Raw genomic sequence first — 16,241 nt, forward strand, 5'->3', positions numbered from 1 at the left:
CTGTTCACCAATAAACATTCTGTTAATTACCTTCACTTTTGAAGTTTCAATTATTTTATTTTTATAGTAACTATGTATTTTACTATTATTACTATACGAATTCTCCCCCATCTACTATATGTCAGTACCACTTTTCTTATTCTTCTCTATTTAATTAAATTGAATAGTAAAAGAGCGTTTTAAAAGTAATGTATCTACTTTTAAAACGCTCTTTTATATTATTTACCTTCCGTTACATAAGCCCACTTAAAGCTATATTCTGGACTAATGTTATGTTTCACAATTCCTTTTACATTCGGCTTCATTACATATGCTCTTCCTGTTTGATATAAAGGAACTAATCCTGCATCTTCTTCAAGGAACAATTTCTCTGCTTTTCCTAACGTTTCCCAACGCTTCTTCGGATCAGACAATAATTCATTACCTGCTTTTGCTACCATTTCATCGTACTTTGGATTCGAATAACTCATTTGGTTATACGGGCTCTTCGATTCAAACATATCAATAAATGTCATTGGATCCGAATAATCTGGGCTCCAACCTGCAAATGAAACTTCATAATCTTGCGCCGACTCTAATTTCAGTTTTTGTTTGAACGGCTGAATTTTCGTGTTAACCGTTACACCTTTTAAATTTTTCTCAATTTGATCTTTAAAGTAATCAGCGATTTTCTTCGCAGTTCCATCATCATAGCTTAGTAATTCAATTGTCACTTGGTCTTTTCCAAGTTCTTTTTTCGCTGCTTCCCAAGCTGCTGCACCTTTTTTCGGATCATATTTCAAACCATTTTTAAATGTATCTTGGTAATCTTTACCGTCTGGTCCTGTCGCAAGCCCTTTTGGTACTAATTGATCTGTTGCTTTTGAACCGTTATTTAAAATAACGTTTGCTAAGCCTTTTTTATCAATTGATAACGCGATTGCTTCACGAAGTTTTTTGCTCTTTAACGGTGTATCTTGTCCGTTACGCTTTTGATTTAAACGTAAGAAGAATGTACTTGCTTCTGAGTACTCACCGTACTCCTCTTTGTTCGATTTATATTTATCAACGAATTCTCCAGATAGTAATGTAAAGTCAATTGATCCTGTATCATATAAGTTTACTTTCGTCGCAACTTCTTTTACTACACTATAATTAATTTCTTCTAATTTTACAGTCTTATTATCCCAATACTTATCATTTTTCTTTAGCTGCCATCCTTGTTCATGTTTCCATGAAGCCATAACGAACGGTCCGTTATACAACGTTGTATCTGCTTCTAAACCGAATTTATCTCCTTTTTCTTTGACGAACTTTTCATTTAAAGGATAGTATGATGGAAATGCCATTAAATTCAAGAAATATGGTACTGGCTTTTCTAATTCTACTTCTAGCGTATAATCATCTACCGCTTTTGCTCCTAAATCTGTTAGAGGTTTTTCACCTTTATTAATTGCTTCTGCGTTTTTAATATAGTAAGCAATAAACGCATATTCTGCCGCTGTATTTTTATCAAGTAAACGTTGCCATCCGTATACGAAATCTTTCGCTGTTACAGGATCACCGTTTGACCATTTTGCATCTTTACGCAGTTTAAATGTATATTTTTTACCATCCTCGCTTTTCGTACTAGATTCTGCAGCCGCTGGGATTGGCTTATTATCTTTATCTAATCGATATAAACCTTCCATCGTGTTCCCTAAAATTTGAGAGCCTAGTGTATCAGTAGATTTTGAAACATCCATCGTCGGAATTTCTTGATTCTCTGTACGATTTAACACTTGTTTCGCTGCGTATTTAATTTCTGATTTTTTCTCTTCCCCACCACCACTAGACGTCGTAGTTGATTTCTTCTCCCCACCAGATCCAGAACACGCTGTCAACGCCATACTCATCGCTAAAACTGGCGCTACAACCGCCGTGAACTTTTTCATCTTTTTCTTCATTTTTGTACCCTCCCCAATTATATGTACGAAACTAATTTTTGAGATTTTCTAATAACTAGTTATCAGAAAATTCTTATTAATTAATATTCTACTAATTTTTCTGAGTTTGTAAAGTTATTTTTAAAATATTCTAAAAATTATTTTTTTGTGATAGTAAAAAGTTTTTTTACAATTATTACTATATAAGTACCATCTTCCTTATATCCATTAGTTTATTTACATTTAATCTCATAATAAAAGAGCATTCCAAAAGTAAATAGTCTACTTTTGAAATGCTCTATCATTTTATCTTTCTATTGTGGACAATAAAATTCTCACTACCAAAACAAGTTAAGAACTTGCATATATCCACTTAAAGAAGCATCATTATTTAAAATTATTTTCCACCTTTTTCAGTGATATATGTCCATTTGAAGCTATACTCTGGACTAATATTATGGTGAACAATACCTTCTACATTTGGCTTTTTAACATAAGCATCACCACGTTGGTATAACGGTACAAGTGCTACATCTTGCTCAAGAAGTAATTTCTCAGCTTTTCCTAGCTCTTCCCAACGTTTCTTCGCGTCACCCATTAATTCAGTGCCAGCTTTTTTGATCATATCATCATACTTCGGATCAGCGAAGCTCATTTGGTTATGAGAATGATTAGACTGGAACATATCTAAGAATGTCATTGGATCTGCGTAGTCAGGTCCCCAACCAGCATATGATAAATCATAGTCTTGCTCTGTTTCTAATTTCAACTTTTGTTTGAATGGCTGAAGTTTAATATTAACAGTTACACCTTTTAAGTTTTTCTCAATTTGATCTTTTACATATTCCCCAACTTTTTTCGCATTACCAGTGTCATAGTTTAATAGCTCAATTGTAACTTGGTCTTTCCCAAGCTCTTTTTTCGCTTCATCCCATGCAGCTGCTGCTTTTTTCGCATCTGGTTTAATACCATTTTTAAATGTTTCTTGGAAGTCTTTACCGTCTGGTCCAGTTGCTAATCCTTTTGGTACTAAGAAGTCCGCAGGTTTAGATCCATCATTTAAAATAACGTTTGCTAAATTCTTTTTATCGATTGAAAGTGCGATTGCTTCACGTAATTTTTGGCTCTTTAACGGTGTATCTTGTCCGCCACGTTTTTGGTTCATACGTAAGAAGTAAGTACTTACTTGTGAGTATGTGCCAAATTCTTCTTTATTACTTCTATACTTATCAACGAATTCACCTGTTAATAGCGCGAAATCAACTGCATTTGTATCATATAAGTTTACTCTTGTAGCTACTTCTTTTACTACGCTATAGTTAATTTCATCTAGTTTTACTGTCTTTTTATCCCAATATTGATCGTTTTTCTTCAGTTTCCAGCCTTGCTCATGCTTCCAATCAGTAAGAACGAACGGTCCGTTATATACTGTTGTATCAGACTCTAAACCGTATTTATCCCCTTTTTCTTTTACGAACTTTTCATTTAATGGATAGTAAGATGGGAATGCTACTAAGTTTAAGAAGTATGGTACTGCTTGATCTAATTCAACTTCTAAAGTAAGATCGTCTACTGCCTTTACTCCTAGTTCCGTTACAGGTTTTTCACCTTTATTAACTGCTTCTGCATTTTTAATTGGGAATGCAATGAATGCATACTCAGCAGCTGTTTTTGGATCTAATAAACGTTGCCATGCATATACGAAATCTTTCGCTGTTACAGGATCACCGTTTGACCATTTTGCATCTTTACGTAATTTAAATGTATATTTTTTACCATCCTCACTCTTCGTGCTTGATTCTGCCGCAGCTGGGATTGGTTTGTTATCTTTATCTAATCGATATAAACCTTCCATTGTGTTCCCTAAAATTTGAGAACCTAATGTATCTGTATTTTTAGAAGTATCCATCGTTGGAATTTCATTTGTTTCAGTACGATTTAATACTTGTTTCGCTGCTAATTTCTCTTCTGATTTGCTATCTCCGCCAGAGCTAGAGTTTGTGCTTGTCTTCTTATCTCCACCTGATGTAGAACATGCTGTTAATGCCATACTCATTGCTAAAACTGGTGCTACAACTGCTGTTAATTTTTTGATTTTTTTCTTTTTCACTTTCTGTACCCTCCCTAATTCTTAACGCTCTCATTTAAGAATTTTCTGATAATTCTGTTTTTCTTTATATATTTATCAGAAGATTCTTATTAACTATTATTCTACTAATTTTTCGAGTTTTGTAAAGTGTTATTATTGAAAATTTTTAAAAAATTATTTTTTTACAGTAATATTCATAAAAATTCCATAATCTTTTAAAACACTATACCTCATTGAATTCTATGTATTGATTTAATAGTCTTTATATCCCCTCACTATAAAACACTTGTAAATTATTGTTAATAAATAATGTATATCGTAACAAACCTCTTTTCTACAAAAATAAAAAAGTCAGCAAAGCTGACTTTTTACCCGGCCATTTTTTCTCTTTTCATTTCCTCTACTACTCTCGTATACTTCTCATCATCAAATTCATTTTCACTTTTTGCAACAACTACAGTCGCAATACCGTGACCAATTAAATTGACGATAGCACGTGCTTCTGACATGAAACGATCTACACCGAGTAATAGTGCTAACCCTTCTAATGGGATAACATTCATTGCAGATAACGTAGATGCTAATACAATAAAACCTCCACCTGTTACTGCTGCTGCTCCTTTAGATGTAACTAACAAAATAGCTATTATAGTTAATTGTTGACCTAGTGAAAGATCGACGTGAAAGACTTGAGCTAAAAATATAGTAGCCATCGATAAATAAATTGTCGTTCCATCTAGATTAAAAGAGTATCCTGTCGGAATGACTAAACCTACTACCGGCTTCGAACATCCGAAGTCTTCCATCTTTGTCATCATTCGAGGCAATACTGATTCTGATGATGATGTCCCAAGAACAATAAGTAATTCTTCTTTAATATGCGCTAAATATTTCCACAAACTAAATTTGTAAAATTTACAAATAAAATTTAAAACAATAAAAACAAATAATGCCATTGTTGCATATACACAAATCATTAATTTACCGAGTGGAATAAGTGTACTTAAACCATATTTGCCAATTGTAAACGCCATTCCACCGAATGCTCCAACCGGTGCTAATTTCATTACAATTGATAAAATGTTAAAAAATACTTTCGATAATCTTTCAAAAAAGTCGATTACCGGTTGTCCATTTTTCCCTAACATCGTTAACCCTGCACCGAATAAAATGGAGAAGAACAAAACTTGTAAAATGTCACCTTTTGCAAATGCTTAAAACATGTTAGACGGCACAATATGTAAAAAGAAATCCATCCATTTCATTTCTTGCCCGCTTTGTACATATTGTGAAACATCTCCGCCCTTTAGTTTTGAAGGATCTAATCCATCTCCTGGACGTACAACATTCGCTACGATGATACCAATAAGTAAAGCCGCTGTTGTAACAATTTCAAAATATAATAGTGCCTTCCCGCCAACACGACCTACCTTTTTCATACTTCCCATACTTGCAATCCCAAGCACAATTGTTAAAAAGATGATTGGTGCAATAACCATTTTAATCATATTGATGAACGTTTCACCAATTGGCTTCATCTCTTGTCCAACACTAGGCCAAATGGCCCCTACTGCAATACCACAAATAATCGCCACAATAACTTGGAATGTTAAATTCTTTACAATTCTCATTTTTAATACTCCCCTGTTTCTTTCATTTCTCCCATACGATTTCAATAATTGCTAATGATGTATTTTATGTAATAGCCCCCCTGCTATTTAACTTAAATCACATTATTATGTTACGCTATTATCCATAATTTGAAAATAGTATATAACATTTAATTTTAAATGTCATACTATTAAACGTAATAAAAAAGCAGACATTATGCCTGCTTTAATTCTCCTCAATCTGCTTTTCACTTAATCCTAGATGTGTTCTAAGCGTATTACTTAAACTCTGTAAATCTTTTTTATTAGGATTATAATAATATACACGTTTCCCATTTGGACCATTAGGTAAATATAAATCATCACCAGCTAATTGTATTTTTTCAACTGAACCGTTTAAACCGTATTTATAAAAAGATAAAATATCATCCATTACTAAGTTTGTTTTAAAATCGCCGTCAACTGCCTCAACTATTTTTTCTAGCTTCGTAATTGATCCTACACTTTTTAATTTACTTAACATCGCTTCCATAACAAGTTGTTGGCGCTGACCTCTCATTGCATCACTATCAATATGACGCGTTCTTGCCAGTGCAAGTGCTTCTTCCCCTGTTAATGTTTGTAGTCCTTTTTTCAAATGGATTGCGTCAGGTTCATCTTTACTATTTTGCTCTGTAAATTCAACTGGGACATTTACTTCAATCCCATCTAATCCATCCACAATTTTAGTAAATGCATTAAAATTAAACTTCACAAAATAATCAACAGGCACTTGTAACAATTTTTCTACCGCTTCCACTGAAGCTTGCGGTCCTCCATCTTTACCATTTTTAACGGAACCACTTCCATATGCATGCGTTATTTTATCTTTTTTCTTTTCTACTGGTACATATGTGTATGTATCACGTGGTATGCTCGTTAATTTCACAGTCTTATCATCTTTATTAAAAGTAGCTAACAGTAGTGCATCTGTATGAAATGCACCATTATACTCCTTTTGTCGTTCTGGATTTTCATCAATTCCCATAATTAAAAGTGAAACATTATTGGTGATCGGTTTTACAGTTTCCTCACGTAATTTTGATTTTTCACCACGTGCTAAATTAACATTTGATTTTTGTACGAGATTAGAAGTTTTCATATATACGTAAGTACCATATCCAACTCCGCCAAATAGTAATATTGCTAACAATACACTTATTATCGTTGTCTTTTTATATTTTCGTTTATTTTCCTTTTCTCTTGAAGAAGAGTGATTCTCCATATCGTTTCCTCCGTTTTCTATTCATCTAATATATTTTTCAATTTCTCATAATTAGCGCTTTCCTTTTGAAATGCATTCTCTTTCAATCCTTTGTTTATTTGTATCCATTCGGTCGTGATTGAATATTGAATCATACCTTCGTGGAAACTAAGGAACTTGAGCATAATCCCTGTATTTTTCTCTACAACCATTTCAAATTTCCCTCTTAAATCTTCAGATGTACTTACAGGCATTTCTATATTTATTGTCCCTTCTATTTTGTAGCAATCCAGTCCAAGATACTTCGTTTCTTTATAATTCCAATCTTTATATCGAATTAATAGATCTGCAAATTCTGATTGAATACTATACTTCGCGAATCCCACATATTCATCATCATATCTTTTTTTCTCACCCGATTTTCTCAATAACCTTTCCGTAGGATTTAATTTTAATAGTTCATTGTTTCTTTCTTTCGAGCTCCATTTTATCTCTTTATATGTATACTTCTCATCATCAAATTCTATTTTCTTGCCCTCGTTATATATAATGGTTCGTTTTTTCGCTAGTTTATCTTCTTTCGAAGAGATACCTCTTTTGGTCTCCGTATCAATCGCATATTTGTATGTTGTAGCAATTCTTGACGAGCTAGAATATTCCTCAAATTGTCCTGAAATATTTTTAAAATGATCAATAGAATCCAGCATCTTTTGATGAATCTTTTCTTTATCTGAATAATTTACATTTGATTTTATTTCTTCTTCATTTTCATAATCAGAAAACGCCTTTTTCTTTACGTATTCAAATACTCCTCCGTTTTGAGCAAAAATTTGATCAGAGAACTCCGACATAGATACGATTGAAAGTGCTAGAACAGCAGCACTTATAACCATCATATAAACTCTGTAACCTTTCTTTTTTACCGGAAGATTATGTAGTGTACTATTAATCTTTTCATTTAACTCTGTCGGTACTATAACATTCTCTTCTTTTATTCTCTTTTTTAATTTCTCATCAAATAATTTTTCATTATCCATCCTTTGCACCCCCTATTCCATCTTTAATTGTTTTTGCAGTTGTTCCCTCGCACGTGACAATCTCGATTTCACTGTTCCTTTTGGTATTTCTAAAAGCTTCGCTATACTTTCTTGATTCATATCTTCATAATAAAAAAGCACCGTAACAGCTCTTAACTCTTCATGTAATGATTGAATCGCATTACACAAATCTATATCTTCATACTGATCATAAGCACTCATATTGTAATCACTTTCTTCTATTACCATTATCTTTTTGTATGATCTAATAATGTTGTTACACTCATTTATCAAAATTCGAATTAACCAAGTTTGAAAAAACTCTTCTTTCTTTAAGTTTTTTATATTTTCATAAGCTTTTAAAATTGTTGCCTGTATCGCATCCTCAATATTTGTCTCATCGCGTAACATAGCCTTTGCAATGCGATACATCTTCACTTTTTCTGTATGTATAAGCGCCATAAACGCTTCATGATCACCTTTTTTCGCTAAAGAAACATCGGTTTCTTCTTTTATAATCATTTTATATAAAGGGATTACTTTCACAATTGCTCCTCCTGTTTCATCCTCACTTCAAATTTAACTTTACATGTATTAGACGGATGAGCCTAGAAAAAGGTTCATTTTTTTGAATATTTATATAAAAAAAGGTAAACATTCTTCATGTTTACCTTTACTCAGATGTAATTCTAAGGAAATACCCATCTGGATCCACAATTTTAAATCCTCTCATCTCCCATGGATAAGTTTGAATTTCTTCTTGTATTGTGCACCGATTCTCTTTACAGCGTTCATATACTTCTTCAATCCGATTGACAACAATAATTAGTTCAAAGCCATTCCCCTTCATCTCTTTTCGATTGTAAAAATAGTGATTTTCATTCAATCTTGAATCACTAACTAGTAATAAAGAAAACTGGTCATGATTAAAACGAGCTCCATGCATACTTCTTTTATACAGCGTTAAACCAATTACTTCTTCATAAAACAATAATGACTTTTCAATATCATTTACATATAGCTGCACCCGGAACAAATGATTCATTCGTTTCCTGCTACTAAAAATATAGACAAATGTATATTCTTAGAGTATTCCTGCTTCTACGTGCCCTGCCTCGCTAATCACTTGCTACTACAGTTTGCTGTGACACTCCACAGGCGTAAATTCCGATGTAGCCCACCATGCATATATACAATCTATTTACGTTAGTATTGTATATTTTTTTGCTTGTAAAAGGTTGATAGGTGCATTTAAATCTCTATCTATTACATTTCCACAATCACATGTATATACTCGGTCAGACAGCTTTAAATCTGACTTTTTTTGACCACAACATGAACATATTTTAGAAGATGGATAGAATCTGTCCGCTTGCCGTAGTTCAATTCCATATTCCCTACATTTCGTTGATAACCATGTTTTAAAAGCATAAAAACATTGTTGCGCTACAGCTTTAGATAGATGTTTGTTCTTCATCATACCTTTCACATTCAAATCTTCTACTGTAATAAACGTTGGCTTGGTTTTCACCACATCATTTACAATAGACTTTACATACGCTAATCGAATATTTGCTAGCCTAGCATGTAGTTTTTGCACCCTAAGAATATTTTTGTTTATATTCGCTCTTTTATTAGTAACAGGTTGTTCACCTCTCTTTCTTATATTTTCAAATTTGCGTGATAAAGAGCGTTGTTCACGTTTTAAGCGTTTTTCTATCTTTTTTACTTGTACTGTTTTATTTATATTTTTGTGAGTTTTTCCATCGCTACGTACAGCGAAGTCTTTAATTCCCAAATCAATTCCTATACCTACTGCATTGAGAGTTGCATTTGGTTTTCCCCCTTTCACTTCACAGAGTATAGACACATAGTATCTTCCTGCTCTTTGATATACTGTACCACTTTTTACAGTTGTATTTTTGGAAATATATCCATACTCTTTTAACCTTATCCAACCAATTGTAGGAACTTTTACTCTATGTCTTTCTACTGTCCAATCTGTTTTGTTGTTTTTCGGAAAGTAGCACTTCACATCTTGCTTCTTCTTTTTTTTATATCGTGGAAACTTAGATAAACCTTTAAAAAATCGCTTAAAAGCTTTATCTCCATTCATAATCGCTTGTTTTACCGCTTTGCTCGACACTTCTTTAATCCACTGGTCACACTCTTTTGTATGAATGTTGTTTAGCCATTTGGAAAAGTCATAGCCACTAAGAAATTCCCCACCCGACTCATATGCCTCTTTATTTTTAAAGATATACAGGTTATATACATATCGACACACCCCAATAGTTTGACGGATTTTACTAACTTGTTCAGTTGTCGGTTTGATTTCTATTAAATATGTTCTTTTCATAAGTCTTCATCCTCCGACATTTTCTTTTTGTATTTTCTCAACCCATATATTCTACAGCTAAATACATGAATGATAGATATTAAATCCTGAACAAGTTCTTCTTGAGGAGATAGTTTTTCATTGTTAACAATCATAATTTTCACCCCCATTTTACGAAGAAACTTTTCAAACCAATCATATCCAAAACGTACAAATCTATCTTTGTGTGCAATGATGATAGTCGAAATATTTCTTTCCATACAACTGTCAATCAGTTTATTCCACTGTTTTCTTTTGTAGTTTAATCCGCTACCAATATCTTTGATAACCTCATCTACAATCATCCCTCGTGCATTTGCGAATGTTTTTAAAAACTCAACCTGATTTTCTAAATCATCTTTCTGACCTGGATTTGATACTCTTGTGTAACTAACTACTTTGCCTACTTTATTTTCTTCTTGAATACCCATATATTCCTTATACTGTTCTTCTGTATAGTATCTTCTTCCTTTTGGGTTTCGGTAAGCAGTTAAAACACCTTGATTGTCCCACCTTTGTAATGTCTTAACAGCGACATTAAGCATTTCTGAAAATTCTTATGGTTTATATTGTTTCATAATTACTTTTTACTATATATGCCTACTTTTGCCTATGTTTTTGTTTACTGTTTCTTTCTCCTCATCAAAAAAAGCCCACTCTATCAGTGGACTTTCTACTTTACAACGGTAAATCCCTTTTTCTAAACACTACAATTGCTACGATGAAAATACAAAGAGCTCCAGCAGTTAAACCTATACTTACTGGCCATATATTGTACGTTCCTTCAGCAATTTCTTTCGGACGAAATAGCGTAAATAATGATATATTTCTCATCCACTCTAACTTATCACTTAATTTACCTACCATATCCGTTACGAAAAATAAAATTGTTAAACTTGCTGAGTAGCTAAGTGCCTTTCTTTCGTCATTACATATACAAGAAAAGAAAAATGAATAAGCACTAACGACTAAAAATATTAGCCCTCCGACTACGTTTATCTTCAGGAATAATTCTTTATTTAAGTTATTATCTTCTAAAAACCATTCTGCACCTACTATACCCGCTACATACGTAACAGCTACAATTATCAGTAGTCCCAATATAAGAATAGCCGCTTGCGTGATTGCAATTTGCACTCTAGATACAGGTGTTGCTAACAAGTATGCCATTGCTCCTTTATCTACATGACGAGCAATTAAATGCGTTGCAACTGTTACACAAAAAATTGTTAAAATAATAATAAATAATAGACTATAATATTCGCCAGCTAAAAAATCCATTACGTTTTGAATCGGACTTTCCATGCCAACAATTTTTTTCACACTATCAGGCATAGCACTTATTAATTCATTTAACCCTTTCGCTGATACCATTGAAGGGAATATCCAAATTAATAACCATAAATAAAGAGCTGCACCAGTTGCGTAACTCAAAATACTTTTTTGTGTCTCTTTCAAACTAGCTAAAAACAATTGCTTATTCATGCTTTACCCCTTCTTTCTTATCGTAATAATGCATAAATAAATGTTCTAAATCCATTGCTCTCGTTTGAAGTGCCGTTACATTATAGTTTGAAAGTGTTTGTAAAACCGTTTGATAGTTTCCTTGTACAATAATCGATGCTTCTCTACCTTTCACCGCTTCAAATTGCAAATCACACTTTGTAAGAGACTCAATTTCTTCTTGCGACGATACTGTTACATCTATCACTTGTCGTCTCATGCTTTGTAAATCATGAATATTTTCAACTGTTACAAGGCGCCCATCTTTAATAATCGCTACTCGGTCACATGTACGCTCAATCTCCGTGAATATATGTGAAGACATAAGAATCGTTTTTCCTCTTTGCTTTTCCTCTAATATTAAATCTATAAACACTTGCTGCATAAGTGGATCGAGTCCCGATGTCGGTTCATCTAAAATTAATACTTCCGGATCATGCATAAAAGCAGCAACAATTCCTACTTTTTGCTTCATTCCTTTAGACATTTTTCGAATCGGTGTTTTCACATCGAATTGCAGACGTTCTATTAGTTCATCACGTCTTTTCGTATCCTTTAGCCCACGCATTCCTTGCATTAACTTTAAAAACTCTAATCCGTTCATTCCTTCAATAAAAGAAATTTCTCCCGGTAAATATCCGACTTGTCTTTGAATTTTCGCTGCTTCATTCCAACAATCTAATCCGAAAATTGATGATTTCCCAGCTGTCGGTTTTATAAATCCCATTAAATTACGAATTGTTGTGGATTTCCCGGCACCATTTGGTCCTAAGTAGCCAAAAACTTCCCCTTCTTTTACATCAAAGGTTATATGAAACAAACCTTTTCCATTTGAAAACTGTTTTGTGACATTTTGAACTGAAATCATAATTCCACCTCATTTTTTGAAATATTTAATATGTGATATTTCAAAATTATTGTACTCCTCATCTTTCATATTCGCAACAACTTTTTGAAATATTTATATGTCCATATTTCAAAAATATTGTTTTCATCTATATTTTCTTGTATATTTTTATTGAGGTGATTGTATTGAACGGCTTTGAAAAAGTGAAAGAAAAGAAAAAACGTGCCATTAAAGATGCGGCCTTTAAATTATTTTCAGAACGTGGATTTAATGAAGTGAAAATAGAACTTATTGCAAAAAAAGCTAACGTTTCTCAAGTTACCATTTATAATCATTTTGGAAGTAAAGATGCGTTATTTAGGGAGCTTATACAAGAATTTATCATATCTGAATTTCAATATTATAAAGAGATTGCTGAAGAAAAATTACCTTTTCATGATATGATGCAAAAAATGATTGTAAGAAAAATGAATACTGGCGGGTTATTTCAGCCTGATATGTTACTACAAATGATGCAAAGAGATGAAATTCTCCGAGAGTTTATTTATAGTTATCAAAATGAAAAAATACTGCCATGGTATTTAGAAATATTAGAACAAGCACAGCGCAATAATGAAATTAATCCCCATCTTACTAAAGAAATGATGTTACTTTACATTCAAATGTTTACTAAATTAGGTGATGATTTTGGGGCACAACTTCTTGAAGGAGATCGTGAAAAACATATACAAGATATCGTTACGATGTTCTTTTATGGACTTTCTGTTCCACAAAAATAATGTTTCTAAAGAACAAATACCCTCACAAAAAAAGCCCTTTGGATATTGAAATCTCAAGGGCTTTTTCATGTCAAAAAAAAGACTAAAACAAATTTTAACTTAAAAAAGTTAAATGCTGCTTAATAGATAACACCTTATTGTAGATTAACTCTTTTAGCATAACAGGCTGAATTGAAATAATCGTTTCACCGAAATTCAGAAAATAACTTGAAATAAAATCAAATTCTTGCTTGTTAAAATAGCCTGTTATAGTATAGTTTTCATTTTCTTTTTGTATCCTCATAGAAGGATAATTCTCTTTATCGAAAATATCTTTTCCTTTTTGATTAACGATGACACGAAAATCAATTGCATCAGGCTTTCTGTGAAAAGTAGTAAGGTAACTTAGTAATTCTTCAAGATTTTTTGAATTCGTATTGCTTGTTTCCATAATAGAAAGAATTTTATCACATCTAAGTATTTGAACATTATTTGTCTCAAAATTAAAGATTTTAGCATACCACTGGCCAAATTTAGATTCTATTCGAATAAATTGGGCGACTAATACTTTCTCCTCATCTTTTTTTAAATATGTTAAATGATAAACTTGCTCAGCAAAAATCCCCTGTAAAATTTCTTTTAAGAACGGACTAAAATTACTATGATTTGTTACTTCAAAAGAAAGCGTTCGTTCCATAATTGAAATATTTTTACGCACATTATCAGGTAATACATGTTTAAATTTATTTTCAAGAGCAATACTTTCTATATTGAATGGTTTTGTCTTGTATCCATTTAATGTAAGAATCGAAAAGTATAACGCATACATTTCATCCACACTAAAATAAATTGGTGATAACACACTATTTTCTATAATTTTATAACTTCCATTTCTACCTAATTCAGAATATATTGGCACACCTATTTCTTCCAATGATTGAATATCTCGTAAAGCAGTACTTTTAGAAATATCATATCTAGCCATTAAATCTTTTAAATTAAAATATCTTTTATTATTTAAGAAAATAAGCATGTCATTTATTCGTTCCGTTTTTTTCATATTCCCCTCCTGAAAGGTGTCATGTATTGAAACCTTTTTAGTCTATATTATAATTATTAACTAATAAAGGAGCTATAAATTTATGACATTAGAAATAGCTATTTTTCTTTCAATGAATGGGCAAGCAAAGGAGGCAATTAACTTTTATACACGTAATTTAGAAGCAAAGAAGCTAATGGTTGTTACGTATGAAGAATTGGCCAAAAGAGATCGTTCTTTTAAAATTACAAGTGAAAATAAAGATTATATTGCTCACTCTGTTTTACAAATCGGGAATACAAAGCTAATGATAGCAGAAGATACAATGAAGCCTAATGAACGTTATAACGTTGGAAATAACATGTCGCTTTGCATTCAAAGCGCTAATTTAGAAGAAATACAAAGATTTTATAATAATTTAATTTCTAATAAGCATGTGAAAATAATCTCTCCGCTAGAAAAAAATATATTTAGTGAAGCATATGGGATTATTGAAGATCCTTACGGCATACAAATTCAGTTAATGTATGACAAGCGATTAAACTAAATAATTAGTCATATTCACATATGCCTAATAAAAAAAGACACGAAATTCGTGTCTTTTTTTATTTTACATTGATGACTCTACCCGTTTCACTACTTTCAATCGCTAATTGAATAAGTCGAATAACTTCCAAGCCTTCTTGTGCTGTTACAGGTGGTTTCTCACCATTTACAATACTATCTCTTACACCTTTATAATACATGTCATAACAGCCAACTTCTGTCGAAATACGCTCTAGCTTTTCTTCCGTATGTAAAGTAGCAAAATTCTCTTCAGCGTCTACTCCATAACCGTTATCGCCTGGCTTCATTCCATTTTTTAATTGTTCTTCCTGTGAATCCATACCGTATTTCACGATAGAACCTTTATCTCCATGCAGTGTAAAGTGTGGACCTGCTTGCTTTACGTAACTGCTACTATGTAAAGTGACACGTTTAACACCGTAGTGGAGTATAACATGGAAGTAATCATCAATTTCTGCACCTGGTCGTTGTTTGATTACATCTGCACTTATCGCATCTGGTTTCCCAAATAATGACAATGCTTGGTCAATTAAATGCGATCCTAAATCATATAATATACCTGATCCTGGTAAATTCTTTTCTCTCCAGCGATCACGTACATGTGGACGAAAACGATCGAAATGTGCTTCATATGCGTATAGATTCCCTATTCTGTTTTCTTCTAACAATCTCTTTATCGTTAAGAAATCATTATCAAAACGGCGATTATGATATACGCTTAACACCACATTGTGCTGTTTTGCTAATGAAATTAGTTCTTCGCCTTCTTCAATTGAAACAACGAATGGCTTCTCCACAACTACATGCTTACCATGTAAAATTGCTTCTTTTACATATGGAAAATGAGTTGTATTTGGTGAAGTAATCACCACTAAGTCAATATCAGCACGTTTTACTAATTCTTCAATTGTGCCAACAACTTCAGCATTTGGTAATGCTTGTTTCACGAGTTCTTCTTTTGATGATAAAATAGCACGAATATCATATTCTTCTATCGTTTGTAATAATGGAATGTGAAATGTTGTACTAGAAAATCCAAATCCTACAATCCCTACACCTATTTTTTTCATGTTGCCCCTCCATTTATCAAGCTTTAACGGACAGTAAGACCCCCTACCTCAAAATTCAGCGAAAGTAAATAAATTAGTTGAGGAATCAACTGCTCGTAAAAGTCCGATTGATTAAAGTTTCACTTTATGAGAACGATTTCATTCAGTTATTATAACAAGATTATTATTATTTACATAATAATTTGCCTAGAAAAAAG

14 protein-coding genes and 1 pseudogene are annotated in these 16,241 nt (G+C 32.5%); 2 read left to right on the forward strand and 13 right to left on the reverse strand.

The genetic code is table 11. The features are described 5' to 3' along the window. Positions 1-218: 218 nt before the first annotated feature. From JDS82_RS10725 to JDS82_RS10775, 11 genes and pseudogenes are all read right to left on the reverse strand, one after another. A complete protein-coding gene (locus JDS82_RS10725; protein ID WP_048562597.1) occupies positions 219-1,925 on the reverse strand; it encodes a peptide ABC transporter substrate-binding protein in 1,707 nt (568 codons plus the stop codon). Positions 1,926-2,301: 376 nt separating this feature from the next. Beyond that, a complete protein-coding gene (locus JDS82_RS10730; RefSeq protein WP_199713218.1) occupies positions 2,302-4,014 on the reverse strand; it encodes an ABC transporter substrate-binding protein in 1,713 nt (570 codons plus the stop codon). 347 nt (positions 4,015-4,361) lie between these two features. Beyond that, positions 4,362-5,624: pseudogene (locus JDS82_RS10735) on the reverse strand (dicarboxylate/amino acid:cation symporter). Between the two features lie 205 nt (positions 5,625-5,829). Continuing rightward, the gene (locus tag JDS82_RS10740; protein ID WP_048562595.1) at positions 5,830-6,867 is read right to left on the reverse strand and encodes an LCP family protein; all 1,038 of its coding nucleotides are present in this window, start codon (positions 6,865-6,867) and stop codon (positions 5,830-5,832) included. 17 nt (positions 6,868-6,884) lie between these two features. Further along, positions 6,885-7,883, reverse strand: a complete 999-nt coding sequence (locus tag JDS82_RS10745) for a hypothetical protein (protein ID WP_048562594.1) — start codon at positions 7,881-7,883, stop codon at positions 6,885-6,887. 12 nt (positions 7,884-7,895) lie between these two features. Beyond that, complete coding sequence (locus tag JDS82_RS10750; protein WP_199713219.1) at positions 7,896-8,429, reverse strand: sigma-70 family RNA polymerase sigma factor; 534 nt, start codon at positions 8,427-8,429, stop codon at positions 7,896-7,898. A 127-nt stretch (positions 8,430-8,556) separates the two neighbouring features. Beyond that, positions 8,557-8,928, reverse strand: a complete 372-nt coding sequence (locus tag JDS82_RS10755; RefSeq protein WP_098057440.1) for a VOC family protein — start codon at positions 8,926-8,928, stop codon at positions 8,557-8,559. Positions 8,929-9,084: 156 nt separating this feature from the next. Continuing rightward, the gene (locus tag JDS82_RS10760; protein ID WP_199713220.1) at positions 9,085-10,242 is read right to left on the reverse strand and encodes an RNA-guided endonuclease InsQ/TnpB family protein; all 1,158 of its coding nucleotides are present in this window, start codon (positions 10,240-10,242) and stop codon (positions 9,085-9,087) included. Continuing rightward, positions 10,239-10,805, reverse strand: a complete 567-nt coding sequence (locus tag JDS82_RS10765) for an IS607 family transposase (RefSeq protein WP_242474893.1) — start codon at positions 10,803-10,805, stop codon at positions 10,239-10,241. Before JDS82_RS10765 ends, JDS82_RS10760 begins: the two co-directional genes overlap by 4 nt. A 133-nt stretch (positions 10,806-10,938) precedes the next feature. Beyond that, entirely contained in the window at positions 10,939-11,745 is an 807-nt protein-coding gene (locus JDS82_RS10770) for an ABC transporter permease subunit (protein ID WP_046957750.1), read from the reverse strand. Further along, entirely contained in the window at positions 11,738-12,631 is an 894-nt protein-coding gene (locus JDS82_RS10775; RefSeq protein WP_000626596.1) for an ABC transporter ATP-binding protein, read from the reverse strand. The genes JDS82_RS10770 and JDS82_RS10775 overlap by 8 nt, the downstream gene beginning before the upstream one ends. A gap of 164 nt (positions 12,632-12,795) precedes the next feature. Between JDS82_RS10775 and JDS82_RS10780 the strand changes: the two genes are divergently transcribed. Next, the gene (locus JDS82_RS10780) at positions 12,796-13,389 is read left to right on the forward strand and encodes a TetR/AcrR family transcriptional regulator (protein WP_199713221.1); all 594 of its coding nucleotides are present in this window, start codon (positions 12,796-12,798) and stop codon (positions 13,387-13,389) included. Positions 13,390-13,483: 94 nt separating this feature from the next. Here JDS82_RS10780 and JDS82_RS10785 read toward each other — a convergent pair whose 3' ends face one another. Then, the gene (locus JDS82_RS10785) at positions 13,484-14,428 is read right to left on the reverse strand and encodes a helix-turn-helix transcriptional regulator (protein WP_000750568.1); all 945 of its coding nucleotides are present in this window, start codon (positions 14,426-14,428) and stop codon (positions 13,484-13,486) included. 82 nt (positions 14,429-14,510) lie between these two features. Between JDS82_RS10785 and JDS82_RS10790 the strand changes: the two genes are divergently transcribed. Beyond that, complete coding sequence (locus JDS82_RS10790) at positions 14,511-14,954, forward strand: VOC family protein (protein WP_016086831.1); 444 nt, start codon at positions 14,511-14,513, stop codon at positions 14,952-14,954. A 58-nt stretch (positions 14,955-15,012) separates the two neighbouring features. Here the strand turns inward: JDS82_RS10790 and JDS82_RS10795 are convergent, their stop codons facing one another. Further along, a complete protein-coding gene (locus tag JDS82_RS10795; protein WP_048565898.1) occupies positions 15,013-16,044 on the reverse strand; it encodes an oxidoreductase in 1,032 nt (343 codons plus the stop codon). Between the last annotated feature and the right edge of the window lie 197 nt (positions 16,045-16,241).

The sequence above is a fragment of the Bacillus cereus group sp. N14 genome, assembly GCF_016483555.1.
Lineage (GTDB): Bacteria > Bacillota > Bacilli > Bacillales > Bacillaceae_G > Bacillus_A > Bacillus_A wiedmannii.

Coding starts and splice junctions, on each gene's coding strand:
- JDS82_RS10725 (WP_048562597.1), bottom strand. CDS start 1,925: ATGAAGAAAAAGATGAAAAAGTTCACGGCGGTTGTAGCGCCAGTTTTA.
- JDS82_RS10740 (WP_048562595.1), bottom strand. CDS start 6,867: ATGGAGAATCACTCTTCTTCAAGAGAAAAGGAAAATAAACGAAAATAT.
- JDS82_RS10745 (WP_048562594.1), bottom strand. CDS start 7,883: ATGGATAATGAAAAATTATTTGATGAGAAATTAAAAAAGAGAATAAAA.
- JDS82_RS10755 (WP_098057440.1), bottom strand. CDS start 8,928: ATGAATCATTTGTTCCGGGTGCAGCTATATGTAAATGATATTGAAAAG.
- JDS82_RS10760 (WP_199713220.1), bottom strand. CDS start 10,242: ATGAAAAGAACATATTTAATAGAAATCAAACCGACAACTGAACAAGTT.
- JDS82_RS10765 (WP_242474893.1), bottom strand. CDS start 10,805: ATGCTTAATGTCGCTGTTAAGACATTACAAAGGTGGGACAATCAAGGT.
- JDS82_RS10770 (WP_046957750.1), bottom strand. CDS start 11,745: ATGAATAAGCAATTGTTTTTAGCTAGTTTGAAAGAGACACAAAAAAGT.
- JDS82_RS10775 (WP_000626596.1), bottom strand. CDS start 12,631: ATGATTTCAGTTCAAAATGTCACAAAACAGTTTTCAAATGGAAAAGGT.
- JDS82_RS10785 (WP_000750568.1), bottom strand. CDS start 14,428: ATGAAAAAAACGGAACGAATAAATGACATGCTTATTTTCTTAAATAAT.
- JDS82_RS10790 (WP_016086831.1), top strand. CDS start 14,511: ATGACATTAGAAATAGCTATTTTTCTTTCAATGAATGGGCAAGCAAAG.
- JDS82_RS10795 (WP_048565898.1), bottom strand. CDS start 16,044: ATGAAAAAAATAGGTGTAGGGATTGTAGGATTTGGATTTTCTAGTACA.